Below are 20,177 nucleotides of genomic sequence, written 5' to 3'. Positions count from 1 at the left end.
CGTGCTCGGAATCAACACCAGGAGCCATCTGGCTCTCACCATCACCGACGAAGGGAAGCACATGCGCGGGACCATCCGCACCCCGGCCCGATTGGTCGCCTCGGGCGCACTGGCGTTCGCCCTCGTGGCCGGCTTCGTCGCGCTCGACGGCGCTCCGAGTCCCGCGCACGCTGCTGCGACGCTCGAGGTCACGACGCTGAAGACCGACAGTGCGGTGAATCCGCTCGGCATCACCTCCCTCGATCCGAGCTTCAGTTGGCAGCTCGCCTCCTCGGCGCGCGACGTCATGCAGGCGAGCTACGAGGTGCGCGTCGCCGCCACGGTCGACGGCCTCGGTTCGGACGACGTCTGGAACTCCGGGGTTGTGGACTCCGATCGCTCGATCGACGTCGCCTACGAGGGTGCCGCGCTCGAGCCTTCGACCCGCTACCACTGGCAGGTGCGCCTGAGCACCGACGACGGGGTATCCACCGGCTGGAGTGACGCAGCGTGGTTCGAGACCGCGCTCGCCTCGCCCGACGACTGGGAGGCAGACTGGATCGGAGTCGACGCGCCCGCCCCGTGGGGCGACTTCGAGGTCGAACTCGACTTCACGCTGAAGCCCGGCACAGCCTTCGGCGTCTACTTCCGCGGCGACGACGCGTTGCGCAACACGTACATGTGGCAACTCAACGACGAGACGGCCGGCACGCCGAGGCTCCGCCCGCACGAGAACACGAACGGCTCGTACGCCGTGCTCGACGAGGTCGCCCTGCCCGCCGAGCTCGGCGCCGACGTGCTGAAGCAGCGCGGGACACTGCGCATCGAGGCATCCGGTTCCCAGATCACGACCTTCGTCAACGACGTTCAGGTCGACCAGCGCAGCGACTCGAGCTTCGAGTCGGGCGCCTTCGGCATCCGCACGAACGGCGCTGAGCAGGTCACGATCCACCGCGTCACCGCAGCCTCGGGCGACGAGACCCTGCTCGACGCCGACCTCGCCACCGACGTGAACCCGTTCACGGCGGGCACGAGCGTCGCAGGGTCGGGAGTCGTCGTCGCAGGCGACACGAACGCCGTCATCCGCAGCGCCGCATCGTCGCCGATGATGCGCGACGAATTCACCGTGGACAAGCCGGTCGCGAGCGCCCGACTCTCGGCATCCGCTCAGGGCGTCTACGAGTTCAGCCTGAACGGCGAGCGCGTCGGCGACCACGAACTCGCGCCGGGCTTCACCGATTACAACCTCCGCACCCAGTACCAGACCTACGACGTCACCGCCCAGCTTCAGCAGGGTGAGAACGCGATCGGCGTGATGGCCGGACCCGGCTGGTACGCCGGCAGCCTCGGCTGGTTCGGACCGAATCAGTACGGCGCGCAGCCGAGCGTGACCGCGCAGCTCTCGGTCGACTACGAAGACGGCACGAGCGAGACGTTCACGACGAACGAGCGCTGGAAGAGCGCGCCGAGCCCGATCATCTCGAGCGACCTGCTCATGGGCGAGAGCTACGACGCCCGCCTCGAGCAGGACGGCTGGAACACGGCATCGTTCACCCCGAGCGGATGGAGCGCCGTCGCCGTCGCCGACGATGGAGGCACCGAGACCCTCGTGCCCCAGGTCGACCCGCCCGTGCGCGTGACGCAAGAGGTCGTGCCGCTGAGCGTGACCGAGCCGACGGCAGGGCGCTACGTGTTCGACCTCGGCCAGAACATGGTCGGCAGGGTGCGCCTGCAGATCAGCGGCGTCGCAGGCCAGACGGTGACGCTGCGGCACGCAGAGGTCGTGCACGCCGATGGCACGATCGCCCCCGAGAACCTGCGCTCGGCGAAGGCCACCGACACCTACACGTTCGCCGAAGACGGCACGATCAGCTATGAGCCGCGCTTCACCTTCCACGGGTTCCGCTACGTCGAGCTGAGCGGCGTCACTGCGCCGCCGACGGTCGCTGCGGTCACCGGCCTCGTGATGAACTCCGACGCCGAGTTCAGCAGCACCTTCGAGACCTCGGACGCCATGGTCAACCAGCTGCAGAGCAACATCGTCTGGGGTCAGCGCGGCAACTGGCTCTCGATCCCGACCGACACTCCGGCTCGCGACGAGCGACTCGGCTGGACGGGCGACATCAACGTCTTCGCGAGCACCGCGACCTTCAACATGGACTCGCAGACCTTCCTCACCAAGTGGATGCGCGACCTGCGCGACGCGCAGCTGCCGAATGGCGCCTACCCCGAGGTCGCACCGCAGTTCTGCAAGGATCCCGCCGTGCACTCCTCGTGCGGCGGCGGCTCCACCGGGTGGGCCGACGCCGGCATCACCGTGCCGTGGACCCTCTGGCAGAGCTACGGCGACACGGCCGTGATCAAGGAGAACTACGACTCCATGGCCGAGTACATCGGCTTCCTCGAGGGCATCGCACCCACCGGCATCCGCCCGAACTACGGAACCTGGGGCGACTGGCTGAACCTCGACGACCCGACCCCCGCCGACCTGCTCGGCACGGCGTTCTACGCCCAGAGCGTCAACCTGATGGCGCAGATGGCCGACGCGATCGACCGGCCCGCGGATGCCGCGCGCTACACCGCACTCTTCGAACGCATCGCCGCCGCCTACCAGGAGAAGTTCATCGCCGACGACGGCAGCATCGCCGGCAACAGCCAGACGGCGTACACCTCCAGCATCGCGTTCGGGCTCGTGCCCGACGACCTGGTCGATGAGGCAGGCGAGAAGCTCGCCGCCGCCGTCGCGGCGCGGGGCGGCCACCTCGCGACCGGGTTCCTCGGCACCTTCAACCTGCTTCCGGCGCTCAGCGCTGCCGGTCAGTCGGATGTCGCATACCAGTTGTTGCTCAACCGGAGCTACCCCTCGTGGGGCTTCCAGATCGATCGCGGCGCCACCACCATGTGGGAGCGCTGGGACTCGATCCGCGAAGACGGCAGCTTCGGCGACCTGGGCATGAACTCCTTCAACCACTTTGCCCCCGGCGCCGTCGGCAACTGGATGTACCGAACGATCGGCGGTATTCAGCAGCTCGAACCGGGCTACAAGAAGACCCTGATCGCGCCCACCCCCGGCGGCGGGCTGGCGTACGCGAAGGTCGGCTACGACTCGGTGTACGGGCCCATCACCTCCGATTGGAAGCTCACGGCCGACGGCCTCGCACTCACGGTCGACGTGCCGGCGAACACCACTGCCACGGTCGAGCTGCCGGCGGGCAACACGGTCGCCGTGCTCGAGTCGGGCATCGCCGCAGCGGATGCCGACGGCGTGCACTCGCTGAGCGTCGACGCGGGCACCGCCAGCGTCGAAGTCGGCTCGGGCCACTACGAATTCACGGTCGACGCCGACCGCGGCCGCTTCGGCGACCTGATCGCCGCGATCGACACGCTGCAGGACGTCGTCGACGACGTGGAGGGCGCGATCGGCGGCGATGCGGCCGGCGACCTCAAGGAAGCGCGCGAAGCGCTCAGCGCCCTCGCCGAGACCGGCCTCGAGCACTACACGGCGGGCGGGCTCGCGCAGAGCGCCTCCGCGGTTCACTCGGCGCTGGGAGAACTGACGGCGGCCGACGAGACCGCCGACGCGACGGATGAGCCGGCGCGCGGCGCACTGCAGGGCGCACTGACCGACATCCGTTCGGAGCTCGGTTCGCTCTCGGCCAGCCTTTTGGGAATCGCGGCCGAGCTCGAGACGCCGCTCGAGAGCGCGTTCCCGGGTGAGACCGCGGTGATTCCCGCACGGGTCACGAGCACGGGGGAGTTCGGGGTGGAAGCCGTGACGTTGACCCCGAGCGCGAAGGACGCCTGGGTGTTCGAGCCGGCTGCCGTCGAACTCGGAGCACTCGGCGCCGGGGCATCGCTCTCGGGCAGCTATACCGCCCTCGTTCCCGAGCAGCAGAAGAGCGGGGCCGTCACAGTGAAGGCCGTACTCGGCTACAGCTTCGAGGGCACGACGGCGAGCATTCCCGTGTCGGTGCCGCTGACGGTCGACTCGCCGCTCGTCGTGCAGAACCTGACGGCGACGCCAGCGACGGCGGCCCCCGAGGGCGTCGTTCGGCTGAGCGTCGAGGTCGTCAACGACTCGGGGCGCGACGTCACGGCCTCGGCCAGGGGCGGAATCGAGGGGGCGACCCTCGTGCTCGGCGAGCAGTCGGTCATCGCGGCCGGCAGCACCGCGGTGCTCGGCGTCGACGCGGTCGTGCCGCTCGCCGCCAGCGCCGGCGCGAACGAGGTGAACGTCTCGGTCGTCAGCGGCGACGTCGTCTACGGCAGCGCGAGCGGCATCGTCGCCGTCGAGCTCCCCGCGGTGGTCGGAGCGCTCGACCACGTCGACCTCGGTGACACCGCCTCCGAGACCGCGCACGCTCTGAGTGCCTCCGCGCGCTCGGGCACCAACACCGAGGCGGGGCTCACCCGCCGCTATGCGAACCGAGAAGACCCCGAGGGCTTCTTCGAGTTCGATCTCGCGGTCACGCCCGGCGAGCCGTTCCTGGTGCGCACGATCGAGACCTTCGACCGTGCGCAGACGAAGGAGTACGACGTCTTCGTCAACGGACAGCTCGTGCACCAGCGGCTCTACGCACACACCGGCGGACTCGGCACGGTCGCGTACCAGTTCGTCGTCGACGACGTCGCCCTCACCGAGACCGGCACCGTGCGCATCCGCTTCCAGAACAACGAGTTCGGTCGCAACTACGACGCCTCGCTCGCCGATGTCTGGGCCCTGCCGGTCTCGCCCGACCAGCTCGCTCCGAGCGTTGCGCTCGAGGCGCTCGCCCAGGGCACTCGTGGCCAGGGCGGATGGTTCATCGGTCCGGTCGACGTCTCGCTGACTGCGAGCGACGAACGGGCAGGCGCGGTGACGAGCGAGTACCGCATCGACGGTGGTGAATGGACGGGCTACGCCGCGCCCTTCACGATCAGTGAAGAAGGAGCCACGGTCATCGAGTACCGGGCGACGGATGCCGCGGGCAACGTGAGCGAGCCGAAGCAGAGCACGGTGAGCATCGATGTCACCGCTCCCGGTGTCATGCACAGCGTGAGCGCCGGTTCAGTCGGCGATTGGTTCGCCTCCGGCACCACGCTCACCATCGCAGCGACGGATGCGGGCAGCGGCGTCGCCGCGATCGAGTACCGTCTCGGCGCCGGCGCTTGGGTTCCATACACGAACGCCGTCGAGCTCCCGCTCGGCGAGACGGTGGTCGAGTACCGTGCTCGCGACATCGCCGGCACCGCCAGTGCGGTGTCGTCAGCCGCGTTCGCGGTCGACGGCGTCGCGCCGAGCGTGACTGCAGAGCGCAGCTCGGAACCCGCCGCCAGCGGGTGGCATCTCGTCTCGCCGACCGTCGAGCTCGCAGCATCCGACGCGGAAAGCGGCATGGGCGCGATCGAGTACGCGATCGGCGCCGGAGCCTGGACCGCCTACACCGCGGCGATCGGCATTCCCGAGGGCGTCACCGAGCTGCGGTATCGGGCGAGCGATGCGGTCGGCAACGTCGGCGAGACGATGATCGAGACGATCACGGTCGACAGTGTGCGACCGGAGGTCGCCGCCAGCCTGCAGGGCCGCGCGCTCAGCCTCACCGGCAACGACGAGGGTTCGGGTGTCGATCGCATCGAGCTCCGTCTCGACGGCGCGAGCGAGTGGACGCTCTACACCGGCGTGGTCGAGCTCGACAACCGCGCGCACGCCTTCGAGTTCCGCGCCTCCGATATCGCCGGCAACGTCGGCGCGATCGGAACGCGCACGGTCGTGGGCGGTTCGCTCTCACAGGCGGGCGCCAAGCCCGGCGACACCATCACGGTCAGCGGCGAGGGCTTCGCGCCGGGGGAGACGGTCACGATCGAGTTGCGCTCGGAGCCCGTTCGCCTCGGCGAGGCGGTGGCCGATGACGCGGGTGCCTTCAGCACTGCCGTGACCATCCCGAGCGACACCGCGACCGGCGAGCACCACATCGTGCTCACCGGGGAGAGCCCCGAGTCGACGATCTCCTTCGCGATCACGGTCGATCCCGACACGGTGATCCTGCCCGGCGGCATCGCCACGACCGGTGCGGTCGTGGCGCCCGTGCTGACGCTCGGTCTGCTGCTCGCGGGCGCGGGTGCCGCCCTCTTCCTCTGGCGGCGACGCAGGCCCCGCAGCGGCGTCGAGACCATGACGCCCACGGCGTGACCCACGGCTGCCGGCGCCCAGCGCGCCGGCAGCCTCACTCAGACCTCTCCTCTGCAACGGCGATTGGAACTCACCTCGTGCACACCCACACCACACTCGCGGTCGGGCGATCCGGCCGATCCGGCTTCGCGCGCTTCGGCGCGGTCGCGGCGGCCACGGCGCTCGCGCTCGCGCTCGTGCTCGTGCTCACCGATGGGGTCACCGCGACCGCGGTCACCGCAGCCGACGGCATCGCGGTCGGCACGCTCAAGACCGACAACCGTGCGACTCCGCTCGGCATCGGGGGCGAGACCCCCGGTCTCAGCTGGCAGCTCGATGCCGACGACGACGCTCGCGGGGTCGTGCAGAGCGCGTACCAGGTGCGGGCCGCCACGAGCATCGACGGGCTCGACGGCTCCACAGTATGGGACTCGGGCAAAGTGGACTCCGACCAGTCGGTCGAGGTGAGCTACGGCGGGCCCGCCCTCGAATCGCAGACCCGCTACCACTGGCAGGTCAAGGTGTGGGATGGTGCCGGCGACGAGTCGGAGTGGAGCTCCCCGAGCTGGTTCGAGACCGGCATCCTCGACAACAGCGAGTGGGCGGGCGACTGGATCGGTGGGCCGGACCCCGACGGCCAGCCGGCGGAATGGACCGACTACACGGTCACGGCCGACTTCACGCTCAAGCCCGGAACCGCCTTCGGCGTGTACTTCCGCGGCACCGGCGTGACCGGCGGCTCGAACGGCAACGCCTACATGTGGCAGCTGAACGACGAGACTGACGGCGTTCCGCGCTTGCGACCGCACGAGAAGACGAACGGCGGCTACAGCACGACGCCCGAGGTCGAGCTCACCGACCACGGTCTCGCGGCCGACGTGCTGAAGCAGCGTGCCACCGTCGCCATCACCGTCACCGGCTCGACGATCGAGACTCGCGTCAACGACCAGCTCGTCGACACCCGCTCGGACTCGAGCTTCGCGAAGGGCTACATCGGCTTCCGCACGAGCGCCAGCACCACCGCGCTCGAATCCGTCGTGATCCACTCGCTCTCGGTGACGACCCCCACGAAGACGCTGCTCGACACCGACTTCAGCAGCGGCAACCCCTTCGCCGGCGGCACCCTGGTCGACGACGGCCTCGAGGTCAGCGGCAACAACGACTTCCTCCTCGCCCAGAACACCGATCAGCCGCTGCTTCGCAAGGAGTTCAGGGTCGACCCGGACAAGACCGTCGAGCGAGCCCGCGTCTACGCCACCGCCCGCGGCATCTACGAGCTCAGCCTCAACGGCGCCAAGGTCGGCGATCTCGAACTCGCCCCCGGGTGGACCGACTACCACTCACGCATCGCCTTCCAGAGCTACGACGTCACCGAGCAGATCGCATCGGGCGAGAACACGATCGGTGCGATGCTCGCACCGGGCTGGTACTCGGGCCGGCTCGCCCACGTCGGCAACCACAACTACGGCGACCGCAACTCGCTGATCGCGCAGTTGCGCCTCGACTACAGCGACGGCAGCCACGACATCGTCGCCAGCGACGACAGCTGGAAGACGGCGACCGGGCCGTACGCCGCAGCCGACCTCATCGACGGTGAGACGTTCAATGCGCCCAACGAGCAGGCAGGCTGGAACGCCAACGGCTACGACGACAGTGAGTGGAGCGCTCCCTGGGTCGCCCCCTCCGAGACGGAGAAGCTCGAGCCTCAGACCGAAGAGCCCGTGCGCGCCACCGGCACGCGCCCCGCCCTCGAGCGCACCGAACCCACTCCGGGTGCCTACATCTACGACGTCGGCCAGAACATGGTGGGCGTCGCGAACATGAAGCTCACCGGCACCGCGGGCAGCACCGTGCGCATCCGCTACGCCGAAGAGCTCAACCCCGACGGCACCGCATACGTGGCCAACCTCCGCAGCGCGAAGGCCACCGACTACTACACCTTCGCCGCCGACGGCACGGCCCGGTACGAGCCGAAGTTCACCTTCCACGGCTTCCGCTACATCGAGATCACCGGGGTGACCGTCGCTCCCGAACTCGCCGACGTGACGGGTGTCGTCTGGGGTTCCGACCTCGGCTTCATCGGAGAGCTCTCGACCTCGAGCGCCATGCTCAACCAGTTGCAGAGCAACATCACGTGGGGCCAGCGCGGCAACTTCCTCTCCATCCCCACCGACACCCCCGCTCGTGACGAGCGCATGGGCTGGAGCGGCGACATCAACGTCTTCGCGCCCACCGCTTCGTTCAACATGGATTCGCTCAACTTCCTGTCGAAGTGGCTGGTCGACCTGCAAGACGGGCAGGCAGCCAACGGCGACTACCACGGCGTCGCCCCCTATACGGCGAACCTCGCCTGCTGCGGTGGCGGCACGGGCTGGTCTGATGCCGGCATCACGGTTCCGTGGGTCTTGTGGCAGAGCTACGGCAGCACGAAGCAGATCCGTGAGGGCTACGCCTCGATGACCGAGTACATGGACTACCTCGGCGCGACCTATCCGTCGATGGTGCGTGGTTCGAGCTACGCCGACTGGCTGAACCTCGACGACCCGACGCCCGGCGATGTGCTCGGCACGGCCTACTACGCCTACGTCGCGCAGCTCATGAGCGAGATGGCCGACGCGATCGGCGAGGATGCCGACGCCGAGCACTACGCCGAGCTCGCCACCCGCGGTGCCGAAGTCTTCGCCGAGCGCTTCATCGCAGCAGACGGCACGATCTCGGGCGACAGCCAGGCCGGCTACGCGATCGCCCTCGGCATGAAGCTGGTTCCGGCGGCGCAGCGCGACGCCGTCGCCGCACAATTCCTCGAGACTCTCGAGCGCCGCGACTTCCACCTCGCAACGGGGTTCCTCGGCACCCCGTGGCTGGTTCCCGCGCTCAGCGAGAGCGGCCACCTCGATGAGGCCTACCGACTGCTCATGAACGACACCTTCCCCTCGTGGGGCTATGAGGTCGCCATGGGGGCGACCACGATGTGGGAGCGCTGGGACTCGATCAAGCCCGACGGCAGCTTCGGCGACGTGAGCATGAACTCCTTCAATCACTACGCCTACGGCGCCATCGGCGATTGGATGTACCGCAACATCGGTGCCATCTCCAACGGCAGCCCGGGGTACAAGCACTCGGTCATCGCGCCGAAGCCCGGTGGTGGCCTGAGCTACGCCACCGGTTCCTACGAGTCGGTCTACGGCACGATCGCCACGGACTGGAAGCAGGACGGCAGGGACTTCACGCTCGACGTCACGATTCCGGAGAACACCACCGCGACCGTCGTGCTCCCGTCGGGAACGCCGTGGGCCATCACCGAGAGCGGCGCGGCGGTGACGGATGCCCCGGGCGTGACCCTCGGGGAGTCCGAGGCCGGCAGCACCTCGCTCGAGGTCGGCTCCGGCACCTACTCCTTCGCGGTCGACGGCGAGGTGCTCGAACTGGGCGCGATCCTCGACGAGCTGGAGGCGACGAGCGCGAAGGTCACCGAGCTGGTGGCGACCGGCGACCTGAAGAGAGAGCAGGCCGCCGAGATCCTCGACTCCGTCGACGAGCTCACGGCCATAGCGCTCGAGGCCATCGAGCAGTTGAACGCGGGAGGCATCGATGAGGCCGTCGCGAGCCTCGCCGCGTTGATCGACGGTGTCGACGAAATCGAGTCGACGATCGATGGTCAGGAGCACAGAGGTGCCACCGAGAAGGCGCTGCGCTCGCGCGTCGACGCGCTCCGTGCCGCGCTGAGCGATGCGGTCGCGTCGCTCGCCGGCGTGAGTACCGAGCTGCGCGTGATCTCCGAGCTCGCCACTCCGGGCAGCACCGTGGCCATCGAGCTCGATGTGCACAACGGGTCAACCGTGCCGCTGCACGACGCGGCGGCGTCGATCGTCGCAGCTGAGGGGTGGACCCTGACCCCGGAATCGGCTGCACTCGAAGCTGAGATCGCCCCCGGGGCGACAGGCACGCTCGCATTCGACGTGACCGTTCCCGACGACGCCGAGCCCACTGAGACGGGATCCCTGCGCGCCACCGCCACCTTCGTGCGAGGTGACGACGAACTGCTCAGCGTCGCGAAGGCCCGCTTCGCGCTCAGCTCGCCGCTGACCATCGGCACCGCCGTGGTCACCCCGACGCCGGTCTCCGCCGACGGCCTGGCCACGATCACGGTGCCGGTGACCAACGGGGGCACCTCCCCGGTGTTCACTGCCGTCGAGGCATCCGTTCCCGCAGGCTGGAACGGTGCCCCGCGTTCGGCGCAGCACGTGGTGCCGGCGGGCGAGACGGTCGACTTCGTGCTCGACGTCGCCGTGCCGCTCACCGTGAGCGCCTACCGTGTCGAACTGCCACTCACCGCGGTGCGCGGTGACGTCGCGATGGCGACGGGCTCGGCAACGCTCGTGCCGACGTTCGACGCGGCGCAGTACGACCACGTCGACCTCGGCGCCGCGGCATCCGAGACCGCCCATGACCTGACCGCCCACCCGAGTTCCGCCACGAGCACCGAAGCGGGCCTCAGCCGGCGCTACTCGCACGGCGGGGTACCCGGCTCGTGGTTCGAGTTCGACGTCGCGGTCGAGCCGGGCAAGCCGTTCGTCGTCGATGTCGTCGAGACCTACGGCTCGACGTCGACCAAGCAGTACTCCATCTCCGCCAACGGCGTGCCCGTGCACTCGCGGGAGCACACCAGCGACGCCGGCGTCGTCGGCTACTCGTTCACGGTCGACGACACTGAGATCAGCGCCTCGGGAACCGTTCGCCTGCGCTTCCAGCGTGGCGCCGACAACGCCATGGGCGATCCGTCGATCGCCGATGTGCACGTGCTGCCCGTCAGCGTGATCGACCACGTCGACCTCGGTCACTCCTTCTCCGAGGCGCAGCACGGAATCGCGGCGTCGTCGACCTCGGGCACCGCGCCGGACGAGGCAGGGCTGACCCGTCGCTACTCCGGCGTCACCACGCCGGGTTCGTACTTCGAGTTCGATGTCGCCATCGAGCAGGGGCAGCCGTTCCTCATCCGGGCACGCGAGACCTACGACAAGGCGCAGACGAAGGACTACATCATCACGGTCGACGGCGCCGTCGTCGACAATCGCACGATCGTGCGCACCGAGAACTCGGTCGGCACCATGGACTACCAGGTGCTCGTCGACGACCCGGCGCTGCTCGACGCGACGTCGGTGACCGTGCGCATGCAGAAGACGGACACGGGCCAAGAGCTCTACGACCCCTCGGTCGCCGATGTCTGGATCCTGCCCGTCGCACTCGACGTCCAGGCTCCCGTGGTCTCGGCTTCGGTCGCCACAGCGGTCGCCGGTGCAGAGGGCTGGGCGCGCGGTGCGGCCACGGTCGAACTGAGCGCACAGGACAACCGCTCGGGTGCCGTCCAGATCGAGTACTCGCTCGACGGCGCGGAGTTCCTCGCCTACGCCGAGCCGGTCGCGATCGGCGACGACGGCGAGCACGAGCTGCGCTTCCGGGCGACGGATGCCGCGGGCAACACGAGCGCAGAGGCATCCGTGCCGGTGCGAATCGACCAGGTCGCTCCGGTCGCCGCCATCTCGGTGACGCCGGCGGCGACACCCGATGGCTGGCTCCCGCTCGGCTCGACGGCCACGCTATCGGCGACGGATGCCACGAGTGGCGTCGCCACGATCGAGTACCGCATCGACGGCGCCGCGTGGCAGAACGCCGTGGCCCCGATCGACCTGCCGCACGGCGAGTACGCGCTCGAGTACCGGGCGAGGGATGCCGCGGGCAACGTCTCGGCGGTCGCGAGCGAGAGCCTGCGCGTCGACACGGCGGTTCCCGCGGTCGAGGCGAAGGTCTCCGGTACGCCAGGTGCGGGCGGATGGCTCGTCGACTACGCACGGGTCTCGCTGCTCGCCGCCGACGCCGACAGCGGTCTCGACGCCGTCGAGTACCGCCTGAACGGCGGCGACTGGCGGGCCTACACCGCGCCCGTTCCGGTCGAAGACGGCGTGACGCTGTTCGAGTACCGCGTGAGCGACAATGCCGGCAATCCGAGCGTGCAGGGCAATGTGACCGTGCGGGCCGACGGCGAGGCGCCGACGGTGTCTCCCGTGCAGCTCTCGGCAGAGCGCCTGCTCACGCTCGGCGGCAGCGACGCGGCATCCGGAATCGCCCTCATCGAGTACGCCGCCGATGGCGGTGACGAATGGACCGGCTACGCCGGCCCCGTCACGATCGGCACGCACTCGCAAGAGCTGCGGGTCCGGGTGACAGATGCCGCCGGGCACCGGAGCGACGAGCTCACGGAGATGCTCGTCGGTGGAACCATCTCGACCGATGCGGTCAAGCCGGGCGACACGGTCGACGTCACGGGCGCAGGGTTCACTCCGCGTGAGACGGTTCGCATCGAACTGCACTCCGACCCGGTGCTGCTCGACTCGGTGGTCGTCGACTACGCCGGAACGTTCGCGGCAACCGTGACGGTGCCGACGACCGCGGAGGTCGGTGCCCATGAGATCGTGCTGCTCGGCTCCGAGTCGGGCAGCGAGGTGCGGTTCGCCTTCGACGTGACGGCGGACGGCCTGCCGCCGGGTGGCGCGCCCGGCGGCAACGGTGCCGGCACCGACGGCCCGTCCGACATGGCGGCGACCGGGTTCGACGTCGCACCGATGCTGGTGCTCGGTGGGTTCGCGGTACTCGGCGGGCTCGTGCTGCTCATCGCACGCCGCCAACGAGGCGTCACCGTTCGGGGCGACCTCCGATGAGACGCGCCCGCCCGTCAGATTCTCTCCACAACATGATTGGACAACCGCCCGTGCCTCGTACGTCTCCTTTCCGTTCTCGTCTTCGCCGGCGCGGCACCGCGGCCATCGCTGCAGTGCTCGGCATCGGGCTCGCGGCGAGCGGTCTCAGTGCGACGCTCGCTCCGACGGATTCCGCGGCCGCGGCTCCGGCTGCTGCTGCCGTCGCCGCCGCGCCCACCCTGACCCTGTCAGCCCTCGAGGTCGAGAACCGCACGGAACCGCTCGGCATCGACGTCGAGAAACCGCGGTTCTCGTGGGTCGTCGAGAGCGACGAGCGCGATGTGCAGCAGGCCTCCTACCGGCTGAGAATCGCACCGGCGGGCGCCGACATCGACGACGCCGTCTGGGACAGCGGGGTCGTGGCATCTGCCGACTCGACCGCGGTCGAGTTCGGCGGCGAGCGTCTCGCGGCCGCGACCGACTATCGGTGGCAGGTCGACGTCGAGACCAATGCGGGGGAGGCGAATGCCGGGTCGACCTTCAGCACCGGGCTCTTCGCCGAAGACGACTGGGCGGGCAGCGCCTGGATCGGTCGCGACCGCCCCCAGAACACCACCGGCATGGAGCTCTCGCTCGCGGGCGCCAGCTGGATCCATCCGCCATACCCCGGCGGCAACACCCCGCCCGGGTACTTCCGGAAGACCTTCGACCTGCCGAGCGACAAGATCATCGACCGGGCGGAATTCGTCATGTCGGGCGACATGGGGTTCTCGGCGCACCTGAACGGCACGCAGATCGCCACCGGCGCTTCGGTCTCCGACGCGTGGAAGACCGCGACTCGCGTGCAGGCGTTCCCGCTCCTCGGCCAGAACGTGCTCGCAGTGAGGCTCGACAACGCCGCGAAGGCGTACGGCGCGGTCGTCGGCAAGCTCGTCGTGCGATTCACCGACGGCACCGTGCAGGAGATCGTGACCGACGCGAGCTGGCTCGCGAGCGAATCGGCGAAGACCGGCTGGCAGGCAAAGGGATACGACACCTCCGGCTGGGTGGCTGCGACCGCTCGTGCTCCCTACGGCGGCAGCCCATGGGGCGAGCAGGTGACCGTGCCGGTGCAGCCGACGGCTGACACCCGGAGCACCTTCGACACGGCATCCTGGATCATCCCGCCGATCGGCACTCCTTCCACCGACAACCCGATCCCGTCGACGCTCTTCCGCACGAAGATCACCGTCTCCGAGACGAAGGAGGTCGCCTGGGCGCAACTCGCCATGACCGGCGACCAGCAGGTCGACGCGTACTGGAACGGCGTGAAGGTCACCGCCAACACGGGCGGCAACAACGACTGGCAGACGGCTCGTGTCGTGAACCTCTCGACCGTAGCCGGCGAGAACGTGCTCGCATTCGGGCTCACCACGCCCGGCTCGAGCCAGAACGGCGGGGTGCTCGGCGCCCTCCGCATCGGCTACACCGACGGCACGAGCGAGCAGATCGTGACGAACAGCGGCTTCAGGTCGCTCATCTCGAGCGCGGCCGACGCCCCAGCAGGCTGGAACCTCGCCGCGTTCGACGACTCGGCGTGGGAGAACGCCCAGGCGAACTCCCTGTACCGCGGCGGTGTCTACGGCGGGCGGGTCACGATTCCCGAGCTCGACGCAGGCGGCGACGTGCTGACCTTCGACGCCGCGAACTGGATCTGGACCCCCGAGGTGGGCGCACCCGTGGCGCCGGCCGAGGACCGGGCATTCCGCACGACGCTCGAGACGCCGAGCGGCACGGAGGCCGTGAAGGCCGAGATCATCCTGACCGCCGACGACTCCTTCAAGCTGTGGGTCAACGGCGCGCTCATCGGCCAGACCGAGGGCGCGACGAATGAGTGGCAGAGCTCGAAGCGATTCCGCGTCGACCTCGACGACGGCGACAACGTCGTCGCGGTGCGCACGACGAACGGTCCGGGCTCGCCTGCCGGTCTCCTCGCCGTGATCCGCGTCGCGTACGCCGACGGGTCGGAGCAGATCTTCACGACGGATGCCGCGTGGAAGGCCTCGAAGGTCATCCCCGCCGGGTTCGAGGAGCCGGACTTCGACGACTCGGCGTGGGCTCCGGCTGCCGTGCAGGCGCTGTACGGCACAGGCCCATGGGGCGCCGGCGTGCGACTGCCCGTCGAGCCCGCCGCAGCGGCGCCGTTGCTCCGCAAGGAGTTCACGGTCGATCGCGCCGTCGCCACGGCGAAGATCTACGTCGCGGCTGGCGGTTACGCCAACCTCAGCCTGAACGGTGCGCCGATCAACGACGAGATCCTGTCGCCGGGGTTCACCGACTACGACGATCACGCCCAATACACCGTGACCGACCTCACCGAGCAGCTCGCACAGGGCGACAACGCGCTCGGCATGGAGCTCGGCCGCGGCTTCTACGGCATGACGAACCCCAACGTGTGGAACTGGGAGAAGCCGCCGTTCCACGATGAGCCCGTCGGCCGCGTGCTGCTGCGCATCGAGTACACCGACGGCACGAGCGAGGAGATCGTCTCCGACCGCACCTGGAGCCTCCACGACGGTCCGACCGTGCTCGACGACCTCTTCGGCGGCGAGACGTACGACGCGAACCGCGTGCAGACCGGCTTCGACACCGTCGGGTTCGACGACGGCGACTGGGCGGCCTCGAGTGAGGTCTCCGGCCCCGCCGGCACGCTGATCAACCAGCAGCAGCAGCCGATCCGCGTCACCGAGCGCCTCGAGGCCGAGTCGGTCGACGAGGTCGTCGACGGCGTCTACGTCGTGAAGTTCCCGAGGGTGATCGCCGGCACGGTCGAGTTCACCGCCGAGGGCGAACAGGGCACCACCATCCGCGCGCAGTACGGCGAGAAGCTCCGCGACGACGGCCGCCCCGACTTCTCGAACAACGGCGGTTTCGCGAACGGCTTCCAGACCGACCGGTTCATCCTCGCCGGCAGCGGCGAGCCCGAGACCTGGGCGGGCCGCTTCTCGTACAAGGGCTTCCAGTACATCGAGGTCTCGGGGTGGCCGGGCGACTCGGCGCCGCCGGCCGAGGCGTTCGTCGCCGAGGTGCTGCACACGGATGCCGCGGAGACCGGTTCGTTCGAGAGCGCGAACCCGATCATGAACCAGACCCACCGCGCGGTCGTCGACACGATGCTGAACAACCTCCACGGCATCCCGACCGACACCCCCATGTTCGAGAAGAACGGGTGGACCGGAGACGCGGCCGTCGGCGCCGAGATGTTCCTCATGAACCTCGACACGCGGAACCTGTTCGAGAAGTGGATCGGCGACATCAACGACAGCCGCGACGCCGACGGTGCGCCGCTCGTCATCGCGCCGAGCTCGGGTCAGTGGGGCCAGTGGGGTGTCGCGCCGCCGTGGCATTCCGCGTACATCCTCATCCCGTGGTGGCTGTACCAGTACGGCGGCGATGAGCGCGTGCTCGAGCAGTACTACGACGGCATGAAGACATACGTCGACCTCGAGTTCGACCGCTCGAACAACGGGCTCGTCCGTGAGTCCCGGCTCGGCGACTGGGTGAGTCCCGAGGCGAGTCCGGCAGGCGGCAACGCTCCCGAAGACGTGCGGGTGAGTGCGACGGCGTACCTCTACACGATGCTCATGTCGATGGAGAAGACCGCGACACTGCTCGGGCAGCCCGATGACGCAGCGCACTTCGCGAACCAGGCCGCGGTCGTGAAGGTCGCCTTCAACACGCAGTTCCTCGACGCAGACGCCGGGCTCTACCGCGGCTCCGGCGATCGTGGCTACCGCCAGACGCACAACGCCCTCGCCCTCGCGTTCGGGCTCGCGCCCGACGAGGCGACCGCCGAGCGGGTGGCGGCGAGCCTCGCTGCCGACGTCGTCGCGAAGGGCGACAAGCTCAACACCGGAACGCTCGGTTCGAAGTACCTGCTGCCGATGCTGACGAAGTACGGCTACGGAGACCTCGCCTACCGGGTGGCCGTGCAGACCGAGTACCCGAGCTGGGGCTTCATGATCGAGAACGGTGCGACCACGATGTGGGAGCACTGGGCGCTCGAGGCCCGCTCGCGCGGTCACTACTTCCTCGGCACGGTCGACGACTGGTTCTTCCACGATGTCGCGGGAATCCGGAGCTCGGAGCTCACCGGCTACCGTGACGTGTCGATCGCCCCCCAGGTCACCGACCAGCTCGAGTGGGCGAAGGCGACGACGCCCACGCCGTTCGGTCCGATCAGCGTCGACTGGAAGAAGGTGGGGGAGCGCCTCTCGCTCGAGACGCATGTTCCGGTCGGTTCGACCGCGACGGTCAGGCTGCCCGCGGCGAACACCTGGGCCGTGACCGAAGGCGGCGACCCGCTCGCCGACGTCGACGGGGTGCGCGCGGTCGAGCAGGTCGGTGACGAGGTCGTCGTCACGATCGGCTCCGGCGACTACGTTTTCGACGTCGACCCGGCTGCAGGTTCGGTCGGTGCGATCCTCGACGCGATCGACGCCTCGCACGCGCAAGCCGAGACCGAGCGCGACGCTGGTCACCTCGATGCCGGGCAGTTCGCCGAACTGGCCGGACTCATCGAGGCGACTCGCGACCGCGCAGTATCCGCCTACGCCTCGGCGAGCGACGGCAAGCCGGCGCAGACCGCGAAGCGCCTCGCCCGCGTGCTCGAAGAGCTCGAGGCCGTCGACGAGTGGATCGCCGCGCTCGCCGAGGCCGCTCCGGCACTCGGCGAACGCGCCGGCACGGTGCGGTCGGTGACGAACACGACCCTCACCGAGCTGCTCGGCATCACGGTCGCCGCCGCGAGCGACGCTGCGGGCTACAAGCCCGGCGAGCCGATCACGATCACCGGCACGGCCCAGAACGGCCCGGTCGCCGCGATCGAAGCGGTCACCGCACAGGTCACGGGCCTTGCGGATGCCTGGGCGGCGAAGCCCGACGCGACGGAACTCGCCGAACGCCTGAAGCCCGACGAGGCCGGCTCGGTCGACCTCTCGCTCCAGGTGCCGGCCGACCAGGTGCCGGGTTCGGTGCCCGCTGCCATCCAGTTCGGGTACACCTTCGAGAAGCAGCGCGTCGAGACATCCGCAGCGCTGTCGATCGTCGTCGACTCGCCGGTCACGATGACGGTCGAGGCGGTTCCCCCGAGCGTCGCCCCCGGCGACACTGCTGTGCTTCGCGCGACCGTCGTCAATGCGGGTGAGCAGCCCGCCGTCGGCCGGATCGAGGCGACCGTTCCCGATGGCTGGGTCGTCCCGCTGCCCGGCGAGACGGTGATCGTGGAGCCGGGCGAATCCGCGCAGCACGAGGTGCCGGTGTTCGTGCCGCTCGGCACCGACCAGACGCCGAAGGGTGTCGAACTCTCGGCGGTGTTCGCCCACGACGGGGTGACGTTCGCGCAGGCCTCGACCGTGCTCACGATCGAGCTCGCGCCGATCACGAGCCCGCCGGCGGGCTACGACCACGTCGACCTCGGCGATTCGGCGTCGGAGACGGCGCACGCCCTCACAGCGTCGGCTTCGTCGGGTACGAACACCGAGGCAGGGCTCACCCGTCGCTACGCGGGTCACCTGACCGACTTCTCGTACTTCGAGTTCGACGCGGCCGTCGTCGAGGGTGAGTCGTTCGTGCTTCGCGTGACCGAGACGTACGACCGGCCCCAGACGAAGAAGTACAAGGTCTACGTCGATGGGGTCGAAGTGGCCGAGCGGCTCTTCAGCCACACAGGCGGTGTCGGCACCGAGACCTACGAAGTCGTCGTCGACGCCGAGCATGCGGCCGACGGGCCGGTGCGAGTGAAGTTCGAGAACCTCGACGATCACGGCTTCTACGACCCCTCGATCGCCGACGTCTGGACCCTTCCGGTCACGGCCGACGGCACCGCACCGCAGGTCACGGCGACCCTCGACCCGGCTGCTCCCGACCGCACGACGGGCTGGTACCGCACGTCGCCGGTCGAGGCGGTCATCGAGGCTCGCGACGACCGGGCCGGCGAGCTCATCGTCGAAGCGGCCTTCGGCGAGGAAGACTTCTCCGAGGTCGACGGACCGTTGTCATTCGACGCGGAGGGCAGCACTTCGCTGCGGTATCGGGCGACGGATGCCTCGGGCAACCGCAGCGACGAGCGGGAGCTGGCCGTGAAGATCGACACGGTCGCTCCGTCGACCGAGGCGGCCTTCGGCGCTGGATTCGAGGGCGACACCGCGATCGGATCCGGCACGATCGACTTCGACGCCGATGATGCGACCTCGGGCGTCGCGGTGACGAAGTACCGCGTCGGCGACGGGCTGTGGCAGACGGGTGAGTCCGTCGTGATCGAACGCGGCGGCGCGTTCACGGTCGAGTACGCCTCGACCGACGCAGCCGGCAACGTCGAGTCCGTGAAGTCGATCACGGGCACGATCGTCATCCCCGACACGACGGCGCCAACGGTGAGCGTCGAGACGACGAACGCCGGCGAGAACGGCTGGCTCCGCGCCGAGGCGACCGCGAAGCTCACGGCCGTCGACGAGGAGAGCGGGGTCGACGCGATCGAGTTCCGCATCGCCGACGGTGACTGGCAGCGCTACGTCGATCCCGTGCGCCTGCCAGAGGGCACGGCTGTGCTCGAATACCGGGCGAACGACCTCGCGGGCAACGTCAGCCGGGCCGATCGTCTCGAGACTCGCGTCGACGGCACCGCGCCGACGGCGTGGGCGGGGCTGACCGAGTCGGGGCGAGTCACGGCTGTGGGAGCGGATTCGGGCTCAGGCGTCGAGCGCATCGAGTACTCGCTCGACGGAAGCGCGTGGCATCCGAGCCTCACCGCCTTCATCGCGGCAGAGGCGACTCCGACGAGGTTGTCGGTGCGCGCGGTCGATGGTGCCGGCAATGTCGGCCCGGTCGTCGAGGTGGACCGTGGCGAGACCAGCGGCACGCTCGAGGTCGCGCCTGGGGCACGCATGCTCGTCGAGGCGAGCGGCTTCACACCGGGTACCGTCGTGCGGGTCGAACTGCACTCGGATCCGATCGTGCTCGGAACGGCGACCGCCGACGAACGCGGCGTGATCTCGCTGCACGCCGTCGTGCCGGCTGATGTGCCGGCGGGTGCCCACTCGATCGTGATCGTTCCGGCGGGCGGCGGCGACCCCGTCACCGTGCCGACCGACGTGCTCGCCGAGACGGGCTTCGACGGTGCGCCATGGTTGGCCGTGGCCGGCGTGCTCATGCTGCTCGGCGCAGCATGGGTGATCACTGCGCGGCGCCGTCGAGTGGTGGACGTGGCTCCGCCGTCGCAGTGATGCGGCGCGACGGCCAGGCCGACTCGACACCGGCCTGGCCGTCGCCACCCCCACCCTGTGGGATGATTCGTTTCAATTCATGCCTGATCAGAC

At 69.4% G+C, this 20,177-nt stretch carries 3 protein-coding genes; all 3 read left to right on the top strand.

The annotated features are described in order from the left end of the window. Positions 1–61: 61 nt before the first annotated feature. On the top strand, positions 62–6,148 hold the full coding sequence (locus tag AC1C2U_RS08635; protein WP_495361329.1) for a family 78 glycoside hydrolase catalytic domain: 6,087 nt from the start codon (positions 62–64) through the stop codon (positions 6,146–6,148). A gap of 77 nt (positions 6,149–6,225) precedes the next feature. After that, positions 6,226–12,843, top strand: coding sequence for a family 78 glycoside hydrolase catalytic domain (locus AC1C2U_RS08630; protein WP_495361328.1), 6,618 nt, complete (start codon positions 6,226–6,228; stop codon positions 12,841–12,843). 32 nt (positions 12,844–12,875) lie between these two features. Continuing rightward, a complete protein-coding gene (locus tag AC1C2U_RS08625) occupies positions 12,876–20,084 on the top strand; it encodes a family 78 glycoside hydrolase catalytic domain (protein WP_495361327.1) in 7,209 nt (2,402 codons plus the stop codon). Positions 20,085–20,177 lie beyond the last annotated feature (93 nt).

Source organism: Agromyces sp. Y575, from assembly GCF_059445445.1.
This window is presented reverse-complemented; position numbering and strand designations above follow the sequence as displayed.

What these genes read in the sequence shown, in the direction of transcription:
- AC1C2U_RS08625 (WP_495361327.1), top strand. Translation starts at nt 12,876, where the DNA reads ATGATTGGACAACCGCCCGTGCCTCGTACGTCTCCTTTCCGTTCTCGT.
- AC1C2U_RS08635 (WP_495361329.1), top strand. Translation starts at nt 62, where the DNA reads ATGCGCGGGACCATCCGCACCCCGGCCCGATTGGTCGCCTCGGGCGCA.